Source organism: Streptomyces sp. NPDC002265, assembly GCF_040296125.1.
GTDB lineage: Bacteria > Actinomycetota > Actinomycetes > Streptomycetales > Streptomycetaceae > Streptomyces.
Genome location: NZ_JBEOWS010000184.1, coordinates 1 through 19,220 on the forward strand (window position 1 = coordinate 1; position 19,220 = coordinate 19,220).

Annotated in this window: 16 protein-coding genes; 3 read left to right on the forward strand and 13 right to left on the reverse strand. The window is 72.7% G+C overall.

Annotated features, from left to right (window positions below; genetic code table 11):
- Positions 1–135 precede the first annotated feature (135 nt).
- The 13 genes from ABT085_RS27820 to ABT085_RS27880 all read right to left on the reverse strand — a co-directional run bounded on the left by ABT085_RS27820 (position 136) and on the right by ABT085_RS27880 (position 14,755).
- The gene (locus ABT085_RS27820; protein WP_351613533.1) at positions 136–657 is read right to left on the reverse strand and encodes an EF-hand domain-containing protein; all 522 of its coding nucleotides are present in this window, start codon (positions 655–657) and stop codon (positions 136–138) included.
- A gap of 184 nt (positions 658–841) precedes the next feature.
- A complete protein-coding gene (locus tag ABT085_RS27825; protein WP_351613536.1) occupies positions 842–1,777 on the reverse strand; it encodes a S66 peptidase family protein in 936 nt (311 codons plus the stop codon).
- Between the two features lie 120 nt (positions 1,778–1,897).
- Entirely contained in the window at positions 1,898–3,076 is a 1,179-nt protein-coding gene (locus tag ABT085_RS27830) for a M20/M25/M40 family metallo-hydrolase (protein WP_351613539.1), read from the reverse strand.
- Complete coding sequence (locus ABT085_RS27835; RefSeq protein ID WP_351613542.1) at positions 3,069–3,908, reverse strand: M55 family metallopeptidase; 840 nt, start codon at positions 3,906–3,908, stop codon at positions 3,069–3,071. Before ABT085_RS27835 ends, ABT085_RS27830 begins: the two co-directional genes overlap by 8 nt.
- Positions 3,905–5,059, reverse strand: coding sequence for an o-succinylbenzoate synthase (gene menC, locus ABT085_RS27840; RefSeq protein ID WP_351613544.1), 1,155 nt, complete (start codon positions 5,057–5,059; stop codon positions 3,905–3,907). The genes ABT085_RS27835 and menC overlap by 4 nt, the downstream gene beginning before the upstream one ends.
- Before the next feature lie 30 nt (positions 5,060–5,089).
- Positions 5,090–5,878 carry a hypothetical protein gene (locus tag ABT085_RS27845; RefSeq protein ID WP_351613547.1) on the reverse strand — a complete coding sequence of 263 codons (789 nt, stop codon included), beginning with the start codon at positions 5,876–5,878 and terminating at the stop codon, positions 5,090–5,092.
- A 65-nt stretch (positions 5,879–5,943) separates the two neighbouring features.
- The gene (locus ABT085_RS27850) at positions 5,944–6,972 is read right to left on the reverse strand and encodes an ABC transporter ATP-binding protein (RefSeq protein WP_351613550.1); all 1,029 of its coding nucleotides are present in this window, start codon (positions 6,970–6,972) and stop codon (positions 5,944–5,946) included.
- Positions 6,969–8,123, reverse strand: coding sequence for an ABC transporter ATP-binding protein (locus ABT085_RS27855; RefSeq protein WP_502982820.1), 1,155 nt, complete (start codon positions 8,121–8,123; stop codon positions 6,969–6,971). Before ABT085_RS27855 ends, ABT085_RS27850 begins: the two co-directional genes overlap by 4 nt.
- Positions 8,120–9,085 carry an ABC transporter permease gene (locus ABT085_RS27860; RefSeq protein WP_351613556.1) on the reverse strand — a complete coding sequence of 322 codons (966 nt, stop codon included), beginning with the start codon at positions 9,083–9,085 and terminating at the stop codon, positions 8,120–8,122. Before ABT085_RS27860 ends, ABT085_RS27855 begins: the two co-directional genes overlap by 4 nt.
- On the reverse strand, positions 9,082–10,137 hold the full coding sequence (locus tag ABT085_RS27865) for an ABC transporter permease (RefSeq protein ID WP_351613559.1): 1,056 nt from the start codon (positions 10,135–10,137) through the stop codon (positions 9,082–9,084). Before ABT085_RS27865 ends, ABT085_RS27860 begins: the two co-directional genes overlap by 4 nt.
- Positions 10,138–10,140: 3 nt before the next feature.
- The gene (locus ABT085_RS27870) at positions 10,141–11,985 is read right to left on the reverse strand and encodes an ABC transporter substrate-binding protein (RefSeq protein ID WP_351613562.1); all 1,845 of its coding nucleotides are present in this window, start codon (positions 11,983–11,985) and stop codon (positions 10,141–10,143) included.
- A 255-nt stretch (positions 11,986–12,240) separates the two neighbouring features.
- On the reverse strand, positions 12,241–13,614 hold the full coding sequence (locus tag ABT085_RS27875) for a M20/M25/M40 family metallo-hydrolase (protein ID WP_351613565.1): 1,374 nt from the start codon (positions 13,612–13,614) through the stop codon (positions 12,241–12,243).
- A gap of 121 nt (positions 13,615–13,735) precedes the next feature.
- Positions 13,736–14,755 (reverse strand): MurR/RpiR family transcriptional regulator, encoded by a 1,020-nt coding sequence (locus tag ABT085_RS27880; protein WP_351613572.1) that lies wholly within the window; start codon positions 14,753–14,755, stop codon positions 13,736–13,738.
- A gap of 127 nt (positions 14,756–14,882) precedes the next feature.
- Here ABT085_RS27880 and ABT085_RS27885 point away from each other — a divergent pair, with 127 nt between their 5' ends.
- The 3 genes from ABT085_RS27885 to ABT085_RS27895 form a co-directional block, all read left to right on the forward strand.
- The gene (locus ABT085_RS27885; protein WP_351613575.1) at positions 14,883–15,608 is read left to right on the forward strand and encodes a helix-turn-helix domain-containing protein; all 726 of its coding nucleotides are present in this window, start codon (positions 14,883–14,885) and stop codon (positions 15,606–15,608) included.
- A gap of 5 nt (positions 15,609–15,613) precedes the next feature.
- On the forward strand, positions 15,614–16,999 hold the full coding sequence (lysA, locus tag ABT085_RS27890; protein WP_351613577.1) for a diaminopimelate decarboxylase: 1,386 nt from the start codon (positions 15,614–15,616) through the stop codon (positions 16,997–16,999).
- Between the two features lie 172 nt (positions 17,000–17,171).
- The coding region (locus tag ABT085_RS27895; RefSeq protein WP_351613580.1) for a S9 family peptidase at positions 17,172–19,220 on the forward strand (2,049 nt) is incomplete at its 3' end.

Consider the following 19,220-nt stretch of genomic DNA (forward strand, 5'->3'; position numbering starts at 1 on the left):
GCCTCAGGCACTCGGGGGCGCAGCCGTAAGGGTGTGACAGGGCTCGGCCGTTGACGTTCCGGCAGCGAAATGGGGATTGGCGGTGATGTCCGGTGTGGGCCCCGCGGGCGCGCTGCGCGGTCGGCGGCCCGGGGGTCAGGCAGAGACGGCGGCGAGGAGCCAGTGTTCCGGGACGTCGGCTTCCGGGGCGGTGAAGAAGTGGTGGTTCGCGTGGTTGAGGTCTGCGACGGTGAGGGACCCGTCACCGTCGCGGTCGAGCCGCGCGAACTCGCCTGCGGCGTTCGGGTCGGTGATGTTGCGGGCCCTGAGGTACTGCTCGAACTCACCCTTGCTGACCTTTCCGTTACCGTCGGCGTCCATCAGTTTGAAGACCCCGGCCGTGACCTCGCGCATGTAGGAGGGGGCGTCGGAGACCGACGTTCCGACCATCGTCCTCTCCACGCACGCGAGCATCTCCTGTTTGGTCACCCGGGTGTCCATGTTGGAGTCGCCGGCCTTGATGAATCCCATGATCAATGCCTGGACGATCTGGTCCCGCTGCTCCTGCGCGCCGGCCGAGCCGTCGCCGCGCGGCAGATCGTCGCGGTCGATGTAGCCGTTCTTGCTGGTGTCGATGAGGTCGAAGAGCCGAAGAACCCTCGTCGTGTACGCGCCCATGGTTGTCGTCCTTCCGTGAGACGCTGCTGCCCGGTCGATCACCAAGAAAGCTAGGCGCTGACCATCGGGCCGCCTCCGCGACGCCGTCCGTGATCACCCGAAGGTGTGCCGCACCGGAGCGATCGGCGCTGGGATGCGCGGCACCTCGACAGGGGAGCTCTCCCTTCTCCACCGGCCTGATCGGTCAGGCGAGCACGGGGTCCAGGAACGTCAGGACGCCCGCGTCCGCGTCGAGGCGGGCCCGGGTGCCGACGGGGAACGTCTGCTGCGGGACGCCGTGGCCGATGTCCGCGCCGACCAGGACCGGGATACCGAGGCCGCCGAGCCGGTCGTGCAGCAGTTCCTCGACGCGCTCGCGGGTGCCGCAGTCGGTGAACGTGCCGCAGACGATGCCCGCGGCGCCATCGAAGTAGCCGGCGCGGCGCAGCTGGGTGAGGAAGCGGTCCAGCCGGAAGGTCTCCTCGTCGACGTCCTCGAGCAGGACGATGCCGCCGCGGGCCGGCAGCGACGTGTCGGTGCCCAGCGAGCAGGCCAGCAGGGTGACCGTGCCGCCGAGGGTGACGCCCTCGGCCGTGCCGCCGACCAGGGGACGGGAGTCCGGGAAGCGCAGCTCCTTCACCGAGGTGGGGTCGGTGAGCAGTGCGGCGAGCGCGTCGAAGTCGGCGCGTCCGGGGTGGAAGCCGCGGATGGCGGGCATCGGGCCGAACAGCCCCGTCCAGCCCAGTTTCACGGCCACCGCTTCCAGCAGTGCCGTCACGTCGGAGAAGCCGATGACGGTGCGCGGGGTGGGGGTGCCGACGGCGTCCCAGCCGACCAGTTCGAGGGTGCGCTGGGCGCCGTAGCCGCCGGCCGCGCAGAAGACGGCCGAGAACGCCGGATCGGTGAGCGCCGCGGTGAGGTCGCGGGCGCGCAGCGCGTCGTCTCCGGCGAGGTACTCGCCGCCTGCGCGTGCGGAGGCGAAGACCTCGGGCTGGAGACCGAGGCCGCGCAGCGATGCGAGGCCGACCTCCAGGTTCTCCTGGTTGGGCGGGCCGCTGGCGGCGATGACGGCGACACGGTCACCGGGCCGGGGCGCGGCGGGGCGGACGAGCCCCTCCGGGGGCAGGGCAGGCGTGGGCATGGGACTCCTTGAGGGGCATGCGCGATGGGCGATGCGCGGTGGGCGGACAGGGGTGCGGCGAGGGCGCCGCGGTGTGGGCCGATCGAACCGATGGTGCAGGCGGACGGTCCGGTCCTGTGGTCAGTGGGATTCCAGGAACGCCGCGAGGAGTGCCGCACGCTCCAACAGCGAGGAAAGTGAGGCGTGTTCGTCCTCGCCGTGGGCGCCCGCGCCCGCCGGTCCGAGCCCGTCGACCGTCGGGATGCCGAGCGCACCGGTGAGGTTGGTGTCGCCCGCGCCGCCGGACGAGCCGAGCGGCAGCTCCAGGCCCAACGTGCCTGCCAGCGCCACCAGTTCGGCGGCCAGCGGGTTGGCGGGGTCCATCGCCCAGGCCGGGCGGTGGGACAGCGTCCGCGTGGACAGGGCGGCCCGCTCCCGGACCGGCGTCGGTTCCAGTACGGCCTTCAGCAGGGCCTGTTCGGTCTCGGGGGTGGCGTAGCGCAGGCCGATCTCCGCCTCGGCGTGGTCGGCGACCACGTTGGCCCGGGTGCCGCCGGTGATGGTGCCGACGTTCAGCGCCGCGTCCGGCAATGAGGCGGCCGTGGCCCGCAACGAGGCCAGCTGGTCGACGAGTTCGTCGATCGCGGAGACGCCGAGGGCGGCGTCGAGACCGGCGTGGGCGCTGACCCCGCGCACGCTCAGCCGGATCCGGGCCACGCCCCGTCGGCCGATCTTCAACGCGCCGCCGGGCAGGGGCGGTTCGAGGCCGAGCACCGCGTGGGCGCCCTCGGCGTGGCGCGCCACCAGACGGGCGCCGTCGGGGCTGCCGATCTCCTCGTCGTTGACCACCACCAGCCGGACCGGACGCCTCGGCGCTGCGCCGGTGCGCGACAGCAGGTCCATGGCCAGTTCGACCGCGACCAGGGAGCCCTTCATGTCGAAGACGCCGGGGCCGGTGACGGTGTCGCCGTCCTCGTCGAGCGTGAAGGGTCGCCGGGCGATCGTGCCGGCCTCGAAGACGGTGTCGCTGTGCGCCACCAGCAGCGTGTGCCCGGTACCCGGACCGTCCTCCGGGGACGGGGACGGGGACGGTGTCCCGCGGCCGTTCCAGTACGCCACCAGGTGGTCGCCGCCCGGCCCCGACGGGTGCTCGATCCGGTCCGCCGTGGCGGCCAGGCCCGCGGCGAGTTCCTTGCCGAACACGGCCGCGCGGCCGGCGTCCGCGGAGGGGGTCTCCAACGAGACCAGGCGTTCCCAGCGTTCGAGGACGGCGTCGCCGAACGTGCGGGCGAGAGCGAGGAGTTCGGTCGGCTCAGCCATAGCAGTTCTCCACGGCGGAGGTGACGACTCGGGTCAGCGCACGGAAGCAGCGGATCGCCTCGTACATCGTCGGCAGCGTGAACCGCACGGTCAGCGGGTCGGTCTGGATGATTCCGGGGATGTAACAGGCAGCGGGTGCCAGGTGGGCGGCGTCGAAGGACACCTCGTAGGTGTAGCCCTCGGCGGGCGGGGCGAGCGGGCCGGTGGGGGCGGGCAGCGCGCTGAGACCCTCGCGGGCGGCCTCGGTGATCCGGGCGGCGCTCAGCTCCGGCGGCAGGCAGATCGCCGAGTAGCGGTCCACGCAGGTCTTGACCACGGCGTGCGCGGCATGCGGCGCCCAGCCGCGGGCGTCCTCACACGTCAGGTCGTCCCCGGTGACCAGGATGACCGGGACGCCGTACTCGTCGGCGAGGAGCGCGTTCATACGGCCCTCGGAGGCCGGCTCGCCGTTGATGCGGACCGCGGTGATGGTGTTGGGCAGATAGGTGTGGGCGAGGACGCCGGGCTGGCCGGCGCCGGTGTGGTAGCCGACGAACGCGACCGCGTCCGGGGAGCGGTCGATGCCCTCCATCATGCCGAGGGGCTTGTGCGTGCCGATGAGCAGCCGGGCGCGCCGGTCGAGCCGGTCGAGCAGGAGGTTGCGCTGGTCGGCGTGGGCCTCGTTGACGAGGATCTCCGTGGCGCCGGCGGCGGCGAATCCGGCGATCGCGGCGTTGACGTCCTCGGTGAGGAAGCGCCGGTGGTACTCCCATCGGGAGTGGCCCGGCTCGCAGTCGTCGGGGAAGGTGACGCCGGTGACGCCCTCCATGTCGGCCGAGATCAGGACCTTCATGCTGCCTGCTCCTTCGGGGTGTCGAGGTGGGTGCCGGGACGGATCGTCCAGGTCCGTACGGTGTGCCGGGCCAGTTCCTCGACGTCGACGTCCAGGCCGATGCCGGGACGCGAGCGGGGCACGGCGACCATGCCGTCCACGGCGCGGATCGGCGGCGTGACGATGTCGCGCCGGTAGTACTTGTCCGAGCCGGAGACGTCCGAGGGCAGCGTGAACCCGGGCAGGCCCGCGAGGGCCAGGTTGGCGGCCCGGCCGATGCCGAACTCGTGCATCCCGCCGCACCACACCGGCACACCGGCCTCCAGGCACAGGTCGTGCACGGTCTTCGACGGGCCGAGACCGCCGAGCCGGGACACCTTGATGTTGACGATGTCGGCGGCGCCCAGGTGCAGCGCGGTGCGCAGCACGTCCGCGGTGGTGACCGACTCGTCGAGGCAGACCGGGGTGTCGAGCCGGGCCGCGAGCCGGGCGTGCGAGAGCAGGTCGGTGGCGGCGTACGGCTGCTCGATCATCAGCAGACCGCGGCCGTCCAGTTCGGCGAAGACCGCCTCCTGCTCGGGCCGGTACGCGGTGTTGGCGTCGACCTGGAGGGCGACGCCGGGGAAGGCGCCCTGGACGGCGCGGACCGGTTCGAGGTCCCAGCCGGGACGGATCTTCAGCTTGATCCGGCCGTATCCGTCGGCGACGTGCCGCGAGACCTGCGCGAGCAGCGCGTCGATCGTCGGCTCGATGCCGAGGCTCACCCCGGCGGCCACCGCGTCGGCGTCGGCGCCGAGCACGTCCGCGAGCGGCTCGCCCCGCTGCTGCCCGTACAGGTCCCAGCAGGCCATGTCGAGGCCGGCGCGGGCGAAGTGGTTGCCGCTCACCTTGGAGGTGATCCCTGCCGCCTCGTCGGGGTGCTCCCACGGGCGGCCGAGCAGCATCGGGGCCAGGTAATCGCCGAGCACCTGCCAGCAGCTCGACGTGGACTCGCCGCAGTAGTACGGGTCGCTGGGCGAGGCGCACTCGCCCCAGCCGACGCTGCCGTCCTCGGCGGTCGCGCGGACGACGATGTGCTCCAGGTGGGACTTGCGGTGCGAGCTGGTCTCGAAGGAGTGGACGAGGTCGAGCCGGACCAGCGCCAGCTCGATCTCGGCAAGAGTGACGGTCATCTGTGGGGTGTCCTACCGTGCGGGGCCCGGTCAGGGGCGGGGAATCGTGGGGTGAGCGGCGGCCCGGGGGATGAAGCGGTACGCGGCGAGGCCGTCCGGCAGACGTACGCAGGAGACGGCCGCGTAGCGGTCGGCGAGCAGCCGGGCGAAGGTGCCGCTGAGCCGGCCGCGCAGCCGGGCGGCATGCTCCGGGCCGGTCTCGGCCCGCAGCCGGTGCCAGTCGTCGGGCAGGACCACGATCCGGTCCTCGCCGTCGTGGTACATCTCGCCGGCGTGGTGGCCGCCGGGCGGCGCGGCGGGTGCGGTCCCGGCCGGCCGCGCCGGGTCGTCCAGGTGCCAGGAGACGATGAAACGGTCGGTGGACTCGCCGGTGGCGGCTCCGAAGCCGGAGGTGCCGTACATCGCGGACTTGAAGGAGTCCACGACCGCGCCGAGCACGTCCAGGTTGAAGTGGGCGTTGCGGGTCTGCATCGGGTCGTACGCCCAGCGGATCAGCGTGGTGCCCTCCGCGAGGCAGCGCTCGCGCTGGCCGAGCTTGAGCAGCCGTCCGATGCCGAGGCCCTGGCGTTCGTGCGCCACCACGGCGAGTTGCGAGTACTGGTACAGGCGCGAGTCGTTTCCGTCCGTGGCTTTCTCGCGGGCGAGGAAGCTGTAGGTGAATCCCACCAGGTCGTCGCCGAGGTAGGCGCCGAGGACCAGGCCGCTGTTGTGCTGCAGGGCGGTGAGCAGACGGGGGTTGAGGCTGCCGTCGCCGGGACGCAGTCCCATGACCCGCTCGTACAGCGCGACGCAGTCGGCCATCTCGAGCGGGCCGTCCACGTCCCGCACCGCCAGCGGCGGGCCCTGTGGGGTCCGGGGTGCGCTCCTGGGTGTCGCCGTCGGGTTCACGACACGCTCGCGAGGTGACATGCGGCCTGACCGCCGGTGGGCGCCTGGGCCGGCAGCACCGGCAGCGTCCGCCGGTCGCAGCCCGCCTGCGCGCGACCGCTCTCGTCGAGGCCGGCCCACAGCGGGCAGCGCGGATGGAACCGGCAGCCGGCGGGCACGGCCGTCGGGTCCGGGGGCTCGCCCTGGAGCAGTTGCGGCCGTCCGCCGTGGGCGCCCTCGGCGGACACCACGGACAGGAGTGCCTTGGTGTACGGGTGCTTGGGCGCGAGCAGGACCTCCTCGACAGTGCCGACCTCGACGATCCGGCCCAGGTACATCACCGCCACCCGGTCGGCGATGTTCCAGGCCAGGCCCAGGTCGTGACTGACCACCAGGGAGGACAGGCCGAGATCGCGGCGCAGGTCGAGGACCAGCTTGAGGATCTCGCCGCGCACCGAGGCGTCCAACGAGGCCACCGGCTCGTCGGCGACGATCACGGAGGGTTCCAGGGCGAGCGCGCCCGCGATCACGACGCGCTGCTGCTGGCCGCCGGACATCTCGTGCGGGAATCGCGACAGGAAGTGTTCCGGAGGGCGCAGCCCGGCCTTGGAGAGCGCGGTGTGCACCCGCTCTTCGAGGCCGTCCCGCATCCGGTGCAGGCGGGGCCCCTCGGCGACGGCGTCGAAGACGTTCTGCCGAGGGTTCAGCGCGCCGCCGGGGTCCTGGAGGACGAACTGGACCTTGCGGCGGTGCGCCTTGAGCGCGGCGCTGGTGTATCGCAGCGGCTCGCCGTCGCACAGCACCTGGCCGGACGTGGGCTTGACCAGGCCGGTCAGCGCGCGGGCCAGGGTGGACTTGCCGCAGCCGGACTCGCCGATCAGCGCGAGGATCTCGCCGCGGCCCAGTTCGAGGTCGACGCCGTCCACCGCCCGGGCGGGGCCGCGGCCGGCCCGGGGCGGATAGGTGATGTGCAGGTCGCGGACCTCCAGCGCGGGCGCCGTGGCCGCGGTGGGTCCGGTGACCGTGCCGGTGGTGGTGGCGGTCATGAGCGGGCTCCTTCCGCGGAGGGCTCGGGCGCGTCCGGGGAGAGTTCCGGCACGTCCGGGGAGGGTTCGGGTGCGGCCGAGGACGGCACAGGGGCGTCCGCGTCCGAGGACGGTACAGGGGCGTCCGCAGCGGATTCGGGCAGGTGCGGGGAGACGTCGGGGAAGTCCGGCAGCACCCTCAGGCACGCCGACAGCCGGCCGGGGCCGGCGGCCACCAGCCGTGCGGGTGTCTCCGTACAGACGTCGTGCACGTCGGGGCAGCGCGCCGCGAACGGGCAGCCGGTGCCGAGGGCGGCCGGGTCGGGCGGGTCGCCGGGCAGGCCGGCCGGCGCCCTGCGCGAGGCGGGGTCGCCGATGGTGGGGAACGCACGGGACAGCGCCCGGGTGTAGGGGTGCCGCGGGTCGTCCAGGAGCTGCCGGGACGGGCCGGACTCGACCAGTTCACCGGCGTACATGACGGCGAGGCGGTCGCACATCTGGCCGAGGACGGACAGGTCGTGGCTGATCATGATGACGCCGATGCCCTCGTCGCGCACCAGGTCCGAGAGCAGGTCCAGGATCTGGGCCTGCACCATCACGTCCAGCGCCGTCGTCGGCTCGTCCGCGATGATCAGGTTCGGACGGCAGGCCAGCGCCATCGCGATCATGATGCGCTGGCGCTGGCCGCCGGAGAACTCGTGCGGGTAGCTGCGCATCCGGCGCGCCGGCACGCCCACCGACTCCAGCAGTTCGCCCGCGCGGGCGCGGGCCTGCCTGTCGGTGATCCGGCCGCCCTCCTCGCCGCCCCTGCGGCCGTGCAGCAGGATCGGTTCGACGAGCTGGTCGCCGATGGTGTGCACCGGGTTGAGCGCGGTCATCGCACCCTGGAAGACCACGGAGGCCTCCGCCCAGCGCACCGCGCGCATCCGGCTCCACTTGGCGGTGAGCAGGTCCTCACCCTGGTAGAGCACCTGGCCGGTGACCTTCGCGGCGGCCGGCAGCAGCCGCAGCAGGCTCATCGCCAGCGTGGACTTGCCCGAGCCGGACTCGCCGGCCAGGCCGAGCGTCTGCCCGGCGTCCAGGGTGAGGTCCACCCCGCGCACGGCGGGCACCGTGCGCCCGCCGCTGCGGTACGTGACCTCGAGGTCCTTGACCTCCAGCATCGCGTTCAACGTGTCTTCACCGACCTCGGGTTGAGAAGGGTCTCCACGGCGCGGCCGGTCAGGGTGAAGCCGAGGACGACGATCAGGATGGCGATGCCCGGTGGGTACAGGTACCACCAGGCGCCGGAGGTGACGGCGCCGCCGCTGAGCGCCGAGTTGAGCATCGCGCCCCAGGAGATGCCCGTCGGGTCGCCCAGACCGAGGAAGGTCAGGGTCGCCTCGGACAGGATCGCCGAGGCCACCGTCAGCGTGGAGGAGACCAGGATCAGCGGGGTGACGTTCGGCAGGACGTGCCGCAGCATCACCTGCGGACCGCCCGCGCCCAGCGCCCTGGCCCGCTCGATGAAGGGCTTGGCCTCCACCGCGAGGGTCTGCGCCCGTACCAGCCGGGCCGTGGAGGACCAGCTGGTGACCGCGATGGCGATGGTGATGGACGCGGTGCCCTGCCCGATCACCGCCGACAGCGAGATGGCCAGCGGCAGGCTCGGCAGCGCGATGAACCAGTCGGTGAGGTGCATCAGCGCCTTGCCGATCCAGCCGCCGTAGTGCCCGGCGACCAGGCCGACCGCGCTGCCGAGCACCACCGTCAGCGCCGTCGCCATCAGACCGATGGACAGCGAGGAGCGCGCTCCCCAGATGACCAGCAGGAGGATGGAGCGTCCCTCCTGGTCCGTGCCGAGCGGGTAGCCGTCGGCCGGGGAGTGCAGGGAGGGCCCGTCGACCTTGATGACGTCGAGGTCGTTGTCCGAGATGAACAGCGGCGCGCAGACGGCCAGCAGACCGAACACGACCAGGATCGTGAGGCCTGCCAGGCCGGAGCGGATGCGGACGAAGGAGCGGACGAAGCCGGCGAATCCGTCGCGGCGCGGCTTCGGTGCGAGCGGCCGGGTGGCCGGTGCGACCGGCGGCGCGGGGTCGGCCCCGGCCTGCTGCGGGGAGACGGCCTCGGTGAGGGGTTCGTGGTGGGTCACTGGGCACGCACCCGGGGGTCGAGGAAGCGGTAGATCACATCGGCGAGCAGGTTCATGAGGATCACCGACGCGCTGAAGACGATGAACGTGCCCTGCAGCAGTGGCAGGTCGGGCACCTTCAGGGCCTGGTAGCTGAGCTGGCCGAGGCCCGGCCAGGAGTACACGGTCTCCACGGTGATGGCACCGCCGAGCACCGTGCCCAGGTGCATGAAGATCATGGTGACCGAGGGCAGCAGGGCGTTGGGCACCGCGTGCCTGCGCCGTACGTCGTCGTCCCGCAGGCCCTTGGCCCGCGCGGTGAGCAGGTACGGGCTGCCCAGCTCGTCGATGATCGACGAGCGCATGACGGCGACGTACTGGGCGAAGACCACCAGGACCATGGTCAGGCAGGGCAGGATCAGGTGCTTGGCGACGTCGAGGACGTGGTCCAGGCCGCCGGTGATCGCCGGGTCGCTCATCCCGCCCGCGGGCAGGAAGCCGGGGATCGGGCCGATGCCGACGCTGAAGGTGATCAGCAGGATCATGCCGAGCCAGAAGGTCGGCACCGACCACAGTGTCAGGGATGCGCCGGTGGCGATACGGTCCAGCCAACTCCCGTGCCGCCAGCCGGACCTGACGCCCAGCCAGAGGCCGAGCGCCACCGAGATGACGGTGGCGGTGCCCATCAGGAGCAGGGTCGGCCAGAGCCGGTCGCCGATCAGGGAGCTGACCGGCTGCTGGAACTCCCAGGAGTCTCCCAGGTGACCGGTCAGGGTGTCGGTGACGAAGTGGAGGAAGCGTTCGGGCACCGACTGGTCCAGGCCGAGCTGGTGGCGCAGCTGCGCCATCTGCGCGTCGCTGGTCGGCCGGCCGCGGGTGATGGACTGCACCGGGTCGGCCGGCATCAGGCTGAACAGGACGAACCCGATGACGAGGGTGGCCAGGAAGCTGATGGCCGCGGCCACCAGCTTGGTGGCGAGGTAGCGGGCGAAGCCGGAGCCGGGCCGGAGCCCGCCGCTCGGGGCGGCGGGCTCGGCCGTGACGGCGCCGGTGGCGTCGATGGTCTCTGCCACGGTCTACTCGCGGTCGTCGGAGGAGGAGCGGCGGCGTGCCAGGAACACTCCGCCCGCGGCCAGGACGACCACCACGGCCGCCGAAGCGCCGATCACCGTGCCGGAGTTGCCGTCCGAGGAGGAGGAAGCGGACTTGGTGGGCGTCGCGTTCAGGTACTGGTGGAAGGAGTTCTGGGCGGGGTAGGCGCCGGCGGAGTTCGCCTTGCCGGACACGATGCCGCTCAGGTGGTCGGTGCGGTACGCGGCGAGGCCACTGGCGTTGTAGATCATGATGTTCTCGTTGGCCTTGTACAGGATGGCCTGCATCTGCCGCAGCAGATCCGCCCGCTCCTTGTCGTCGAAGGCGCTCTGCTGCCGCAGGAACAGGTCGTCGTAGTTCTTGTCGCAGAAGAACGAGTCCGTGCTGCCGCCCTCGCCCTTGCTGTCGGGCAGCGCCGAGCAGGTCTGGATGCCCAGCAGGTACGTCGGGTCGGGACCGGTCGACCAGGAGTCCATCAGGATGTCCCAGTCGCCCTTGGCCAGGTCGGCGTTGAGCTTGGAGGAGCTCATCGACTGGATGTCGGCCTTGACGCCGATCTCCTTGAACCAGCCCGTGAGATACGTGGACACCTTGGCGTCGCCGTCGTCGTCGGAGTGGATGCCCAGACGGAACTCCAGCTTGCGCCCCGACTTCGGGTCGACCCGGATCCCGTCCGAGCCCTTCTTGTAACCCGCCTCGTCCAGCACGGAGTTGGCCTTGGCCGGGTCGTAGCCGAACTTCTCCGCGTCGGAGGGCTGCCACGAGTACTGCGGCAGCGACTGCGGCAGATAGCTGCCGCCGACCTCCGCCAGGCCGTTGCGGACCTTCTTCACGATGGTCGCCCGGTCGATGGCGAGTGCCAGCGCCTCACGCACCTTGACGTCGGCGAGCGCCGGGTGACCGGTGCCGATCGCCTTGCCGTCGCGGGTACGGGCGCCGCCGTTGACCTCGATGCCGCTCCAGCGGTTGCCGACCTGCTCGTAGGCCTTGATGCCGGACTGGCCCTTGAGCGCCTGGTACTGGGTGGGGTTGAGACCGCTGACGTAGTCCAGCTGCCCCGAGCGCAGGGCCGCCACCGCGGCGTCCGTGTTCTTGAACGACTGCTCGATCATGTGGTCGTAGTGGGGCGCGCCGAGCACGAAGTCCTTGTTCGCGTCGAACTTGGCGTACTGCTCGGCCTTGTAGTCCGTCAGCGTCCACGGGCCGTAGCCGACGATCGGGAAGCTGTCGTTCTTGTAGTTCTTCAGGTCCTTCACGTGGGATTCCCAGATGTGCTTCGGCACGATCGGGATGCCCGACACCGGGATGCTGACCGACAGCATGGTGGCCTGCGGCTTCTTGGTCTTCACGACCAGGGTGGTGTCGTCCGGCGCGGTGACCGACGCGAAGTTGCTCACCAGGGAGCCGTTGGCGGTGGCCGCCGTGGAGTTGCTCATGATCAGGTTGAACGTCCAGGCGGCGTCCTCGGCCGTGATCGGCTTGCCGTCGCTCCACTTCAGACCCTTGTGGATCTTGAAGGTCCAGGTGAGCTTGTCGTCGGAGGTCGTCCAGGAGTCCGCCAGGTACGGCTTGACGGTGCCGTCCTGCTCCACCCGGTCCAGCGCCGGGTAGATGCCGGCGAACACGTCCAGGCTGCCCGCGAAGTAGGCCAGGAACGGGTTGAGGGAGTCGATGCCGATGCCGGTGATCGGCATCCGCAGCGTGCTGCCGCCGCTGTCGGCCGCGGCGGCCGGCGCGAGGGCGAGGCTCGCGCCGGTGGCGAGCAGCAGCGACGTGGCGAGCGCGGCGGCCTTGCGGCCGGTTCTGCGCACGAGGGCGGGCTTGGTCATCGTGACTTCTCCTGGAGGTGCCGGCGGCGCGAGGCCGCGAGGGGACGGGAGATGGATGAGGTCGCTGCGCCGAGGACCCGGGGACGGGCCGCAGGGCATGATGGTGCGTGCAGAGTGCACCTATTGGTTCATGCATTGGTTGATGCATTGGTGCATGCATGAATGTGTGGCGTGAGGTGGGACGGCGGAACGGTGGGGCTCTGGTGGGCGGGGGAGGGGCCGGCCCGCGCGGGGTTCAGCGGAGGTGCGGGGCGGTCATCGCTGCGCCTTCTGGGACCCGGTGCCGGTGCGCAGGAAGTCCTCCAGCACCCGTACGCCGAACTCCAGGCTGCTGACGAGGACCTGCTCGTCGACGCCGTGGACGTACCGCCACGCGTCGAAGCCGGGCGGGGTGAGACCTGGGCCGAACCCGTAGCACTGGATACCCAGTCGGGCGAACGCCTTGGCGTCGGTGCCGCCCGACATGATGAACGGCAGCACCAGCGCTTCGGGATCGGCGCGCCGCAGCGCCGCCGCCATCTGCGCGAACTCGGCCGAGGTGTGGTCCGCCGAGACCGGCGCGGCGAAACTGTGGAAGGACCGCGAGACCTTCTCGCCGAGCAGGGCGTCCACGGTGGCGAAGAAGTCCTCCTCCGCGCCCGGCAGGATCCGGCCGTCCACGGCGGCCGTCGCCTCGCTCGGGATGACGTTGTGCTTGTAACCCGCCTTCATCATGGTCGGGTTGAGCGTGTTGGCGACGGTGGCCTCGACCAGCTTGGCCGCCTCGCCCAGCTGCGCGAGGGACGCGGGGTCCGCCGGGTCGACCTTCACGCCCAGACGGGCGGAGAGTCCGTCCAGCAGGGCGGCCACCGGCGGCACGATCCGTACCGGCCAGCGGTGCGCGGCCAGCGCGGCAAGGGTGTTCGCCAGGGTGGCGACGGCGTTGTCCGTGCCGGGCCGGGAGCCGTGGCCCGCCGCGCCGCGCGCCGTCAGGTCCATCCAGGCGCTGCCGCGCTCGCCGACGGCGATCGGGTAGAGCCGGGAGGCGTCCGGCAGATGGACGGAGTAGCCGCCGGACTCGCCGATCGCGGTGGTGACGCCTTCGAAGAGGTCCGCGTGCCGGTCGACGAGGAAGCCCGCCCCCAGCTCGCCGGTGTCCTCCTCGTCCGCGACGAACGCCATCACGATGTCGCGCGCCGGTTTCACCCCGCGACGCGCCCAGGACCGGGCGGCCGCGAGCATCATCGCGTCCATGTCCTTCATGTCCAGCGCCCCGCGACCGAGGATCACGCCGTCGCGTATCTCCCCGCAGAACGGGTCGAAGCTCCAGTCTGCGGGCTCGGCCGGGACCACGTCGAGGTGGCCGTGGACCAGCAGGGCCGGGGCGTCGCGATCCTCGCCGGGGATGCGGACCACGGTGCTGGCCCGGCCCGGCGCCGACTCCAGCACCACCGGCTCGTAGCCGGACTCGGCGAGCAGTGCGGCGGTCCACTCGGCCGCCTCCCGCTCACCGCGGGAGTCGCCACCGCCGTAGTTGCTCGTGTCGAAACGGATCAACCGGGCGCACAGCTCGGTGACTTCGGAGATCAGCGCGGCGTCCTCGGCGGGAGAGAGAGCGCCGCCGTCCTGACGGAGGGTGGGGTCGTTCATGGGAAGGAACCACTTGCTTTCCCGGCGGCAGGGCGCGAGGACGGGGCCTCTGCCGTCGATGGCTCAGCGAGACGAGCTCGCGGAAACGGGGAACAGGCGGGACGGGGGAGACAGGGGGCGGTCACCGCGCGGGCGGGTGCTCGTCCCCGGGCGCGGCGGGTAAGGCGGACGGTTCCGCGGCGCGGGCTCCGGGAAGCCCGGCGGCGGGTCCCGGGAGATCCGTCGCGCCCTGTGCCTCGCCCGCGGCCGCGACGGACGGCGTCTCGCCCAGGCCGTAGCTGCCCAGGGAGCGGAAGAGCTCGGCTCGGCGCCGGCTGCGCCGGGCGGCACCCTTGGCGCCTGCGGCTGCCAGCGCCGCCAGCACATGGGCCGCCGCCGCCACGGCCGTCGGCGAGTGGTGCGGCGACTCGCTGCGGGTGTCCACCGCCAGCACATGCGTGGCGAAGGAGCACACCGGACTGGTGTAGCTGTCGGTCAACGCGATCACCGAGGCGCCCAGCTCATGGAACTCCCGGGCCACGTCCACCGTCAGCCCGCTGTAGTTGCGGAAGCTGAACACGACCAGGACGTCGTCCGCGTGCGCGTCGCTGATCGCGTTGACCGCCGCGCCCGTCGCCGGCTGCACCAGGAACACGTCCCGCATGCTGCTGGTGAGGTCGCTGGTCAGCAGCGTCGCGTACCCGGCCGACTTCAGGTCGCCGAGCACCCACCGCCGCCGCGCCCGCAACAGGGCCGCGGCCGCCAGCTCCAGCGCGCCGTTCGCCTGCAGATCGGCCAGCGTGCGACGGAGGTTGCCCTCCTCCGCGGTGATCATCCGGCGCAGCGCCGAACGCTCCCGCGGCTCGGACTCCGGATCGCGGCTGGTGAACCGCAGATCCGGCTCGGCCAGACGCAGGCCGCTCTCCCGGGCCGCCAGCATGCGCAGGTCGTCGGTGGAGGCCACCCCGGCCGCCGCCAGCAGTCCGTCGAGGTCCGCGGCGCTCGCGTCGGCGGCCCGCAGCAGCTGACCGGGCCGGCGCTCCAGCGAGGCCGGGTAGTCCTCCGCCAGCACCTCGAACAGGCGCTGTGCGGCGGGGCCACACAGTACGGCGGCCGCGCGCAGCAACTCGAGGGTCGGCGTCGGCGCCAGTGGTCCGGTCACTTCTCACCTCTCCTGTTCAGGGCAGACGCACCCGCGGGTCCGGCTGCTGAACGGCATCTCTGCTGACAGTTAAACGGCGGTGTCAGATTGCTTGATCTAAGCGATGCGTGAGTCTTACTGTCGCTGCATGACCTCGTCAAGAGCCACGGGCGCGGAAAACTCTTCGGCCGATCCCCCCGTCTCACAGCAGATCTCGCGGCGCGCCACGAACGATTCCGTGCAGCCCGACGACGAACCGGGCGGCAGGGCGGGAAAGACCGACCCCACGGACACCGGCCGCGGCACACCGCCCGACAGCGCGGACCCCGGCGACGTGCTCGCCGCCTCCGTCGCCCGGGTCCGCCGCGCCGCCGGGCTCACCCTGAGCGCGGTGGCGAGCCGGGCCGGCGTCTCGACGGCCTACGTCTCGCAGATGGAGTCCGGCGCCGCCAACCCCACGTTCCGCACCCTCTGCCAGATCGCCGACGCCCTCGGCTCCACCCCCGCCGAACTCCTCGGCGGCACCGGCCCGGTCACCCCCGCGCCCGCCCCGGCCTTCCCGCCACGCTTCGCCCCGGCACCCCTGCTCGCCCAGGCCGACGGACACCGCGGCATCTGGGACCTCACGGCCCCCGGCGCGAGCCGGATCGGAGCGCGGCTGCTCCACGCCGACCTCGGCGACCACGACCACCCGACGGCCCACCCCGGCGAGGAGTTCGCACACGTCCTCGCCGGCTCCTGCCGGGTGTCGGTCGGCGGCGCCGTACGGCTGCTGCGCCGCGGCGACAGCTGCCACTTCTCCGCCACCGACGAACACCACTTCACCGACCCCAGCGACGACCTGCTCATGCTGGTCGTCCTCACAGAGGAGTGACTCCCGTGCCCACCGCCGCATCCCTGCCCGCCCCCGCAGAGACGCCGCTGCCCGACGGACTGGCTCCCGCGGCCGCCCCCGAGACCGCCCCCGAGGTGTGGCCGCTGACCGCCCGCACCGTCGAGGGCCGGCTGCACGTGGGCGGCGTCGCCATGGACGACCTGGCCGAGGCCTGCGGCACCGCGCTGTACGTGGTGGACGAGGCCGACTTCCGCCACCGCGCCCGCCTGTGGCGCACCTCCGGCGCGGACCGGGTGCACTACGCCTCCAAGGCGTTCCTGTGCGCGGAGATGGTCCGCTGGGTCGACGCCGAGGGACTGCACCTGGACGTGTGCAGCGGAGGTGAGCTCAAGCTCGCCGCCGACACCGGCTTCGACCCCGCCCGGATCGTCTTCCACGGCAACAACAAGTCCGTCGCCGAACTGGAGGCCGCCGTCGCCCACGGCGTCGGCGTCGTGGTCGTCGACTGCCTGGAGGAGATCGACCGGCTCGCGGCCGCCGCCGCGACGGCCGGCCGCATCCAGGACGTGTACGTCCGCATCGCCCCCGGCGTCGCCGCCGAGACCCACGACTACATGGCCACCGGCGGCGACGACGTCAAGTTCGGCTTCCCGGTCCGCGGCGGCCACGCCGAACGCGCCGTCCTCGCCGTCGCCGCACGCCCCGCCCTGCGCCTGGCCGGCGTGCACTCCCACATAGGCTCGCAGATCACCGCGACCGAGGGGCTGACCCTCGCCGCCGAGCGGGTCGGCGCCTTCGTCGGGGCCCTCGCCGAGCGGCACGGCATCACGGTGGACGAGATCGACCTCGGCGGCGGCGCCGGAATCCCCTACCTGCCCGGCCAGCCGCGCCTGGAACCCGCCGAGTTCACCGCCGCGCTGCGCGCCGGACTGGAGCGGGCGCTGCCCGGGGCACCGGTCCGACTCGCCGTCGAACCCGGCCGCTCGATGATCGGCACCGCCGGACTGACGCTCTACCGCGTGGGCGCGGTCAAGGACGGCCTGCGCCGCCGGTTCGTCTCCGTCGACGGCGGCATGAGCGACGCCCTGCGTCCCTCCCTCTACCTGGCCCGCTACACCGCGTGGACCGCGAACCGGACCGCCGCGGGCGAGCCCGTGCACGCCGTGGTCGTCGGCCGGCACTGCGAGAGCGGCGACATCGTCGTGCCCGACCTCGCCCTGCCGGACGACATCGCCGCCGGCGACCTCCTCGCGGTCCCCGCCACCGGTGCCTACCACCACGCCATGGCCAGCAACTACAACGCCCAGCCCCGGCCCGCCGTCGTCGCCGTACGGGACGGCCGCGCCCGCCTCATGGTCCGCCGGGAGACCCCGGAGGACCTGCGCCGCCGCGACGCCCACGGCGAACCGGTGCACCTGAACACCGCCTGACCCCGCGGCCCCGGCTCGCCGCGCCCCTGGTGGAATCGTCCTCGACGCCTTTCGCGCCCCCGAGACCGGCGCCGGATTCCCGCTGCCCGTCCTGCAACCGGCCCCGGATTCCCGCCGCGCCCCGAAGCCGGCCCCGAACCCCCGCCGCCCGCCCCGCACTCGGAGTCATCCCATGCCCAGCTCGCCCCAACTGTCCTACGGCACCTGGCCGTCACCGATCACCGCCCAAGCGGTCGCCGACGCCTCCGGGTCCACCTCCTGGCCCTCCGGCGCCGGCGAGGAGAACTGGTGGTGCGCCTCCGACCCGGCCACCGCCACCGTACGACTGCTGCGCAACGCGCCCGGCCACGAGCAGCCCGCCCCCGTGCTCGCCCCCGGCATCTCAGTCCGCAACCGCTCGCTCGGCTACGGCGGCAAGCCGTACTGGGTGCGCCCCGCCGCCCCCGGCGCCGACAGCCACCTGCTCGTCTTCACCGACCACCGTGACCAGCGCCTCCACCGCGCCGAGGTGCCCCGCATCGAGACGGCGTCCGCTACGACCTTCCCGGCGACCGCGCCGCTCACCCCGGCCGACCCGCCCGGCCAGGAGACCTGCTGGGCCGACCCGGTGGCGTCACCCGACGGGACCGAGGTGTGGTGCGTGCGCGAGACCACCCGCGCCGCCACCGGAGAGGACGACGCCGACCCGGCCGTCCGCACCGTCCGCGACATCGTCGCCGTGCCGCTTTCGGGCGCCGCCGCCGACGACCCCGAAGCCCTGCGCGTGGTCGCCCGCTCGCACCACTTCCTGTCCGGGCACCGCCCCAGCCCGGACGGCCGCCGGCTCACCTGGATCGGCTGGGACCACCCCCACATGCCGTGGGACAGCTCGGAGTTGATGGTCGCCGAGCTGCGCGACGGCGTGGCGGGGGAGCCCGTACGTCTGCTCGGCGGCAGTCACGACGGCACCGAGGTCTCCGTCTCCCAGGCGGAATGGGCGGACCCCGACACTCTCTACGCCATGGCCGACCCGGACGGCTGGTGGAACCTGCACCGCGTCGACCTCGCCGCGGACGGCCTGGAAGCACTGAAGATCACCAACGTCCTTCCCCTGGAGGAGGACTGCGCCGGCGCCGTCTGGCGGGTCGGTCCCAGCTGGTTCGCGGTGTCGCCGCACGGCGTGGTGTTCCCGCACGGCAACGGGCCGCAGAAACTCTCCCGTTGGAGCCCCGAGTACGGCACCCTGACCGAACTCGCCGAAGGCTGGAGCAGGTTCCAGGGCGACCTGTGGTCGGACGGCGAACGTGTCCTGGTCAGGTCAGCCGATCCCGCCCTCGGCTCCGCCCTGCTGACGGTACCCCTGGCACCCGGCGCCGGACCGGCCCGGCCGGTCCGGCCCAGGTCCGAGGACCCGCTGGCCGCGTGGCAGCCGCTGCCCGAACGCCGTACCGTGCACGACGCGCAGGGCCGCCCCGTGCACTACGTGCTGCACCGCCCGAGCCACCCCACCGCCACCGCACCCGACGGCGAACTCCCGCCGCTGCTGGTGCAGGTGCACGGCGGCCCGACCAGCAGCTGCGGCGTCACCGCCGACCTGGAGTACTCCTTCTTCACCAGCCGTGGCTTCGTCGTCGCCGACGTCGACTACGGCGGCTCCACCGGCTACGGCAGGGCCTACCGCGACCGCCTGCGCGACGGGTGGGGCGTCGTCGACGTGGAGGACTGCGTCACCGTCGCCCGCGCCCTGGCCGCGGAGGGCCTGGCCGACCCCGGCCGTACGGCCGTGCGCGGCGGCTCGGCCGGCGGCTGGACCACGCTGGCCTGCCTGACCCACACCGACGTCTTCTGCGCGGGCGCCGTCTACTACCCCATCAGCGACCCCGCGAGCTGGCGGGCCGGGCAGACCCACGACTTCGAGTCCCGCTACGTCGACACGCTGGTCGGCGTCCTGCCCGAGGACCAGGAACGGTTCGAGAAGGTCTCGCCCGCCGGCAACGCCGACCGCATCACCGCACCGCTGGTCATGCTCCAGGGCGCGGACGATTTCATCTGCCGCCCGGACCAGGCCACCCGCATCGTGGACCACCTCGCCGAACGCGGTGTGTGGCACCGCTTCCTCCTCTTCGAGGGCGAGGGCCACGGTTTCCGCCAGGCGGACAGCGTCCGCCGCTCCCTCCTGGCCGAGGTCGCCCTGTACCGCGAGGCCCTCGGTGCCCACATCGCCCCCGACGTACCGGTGGAC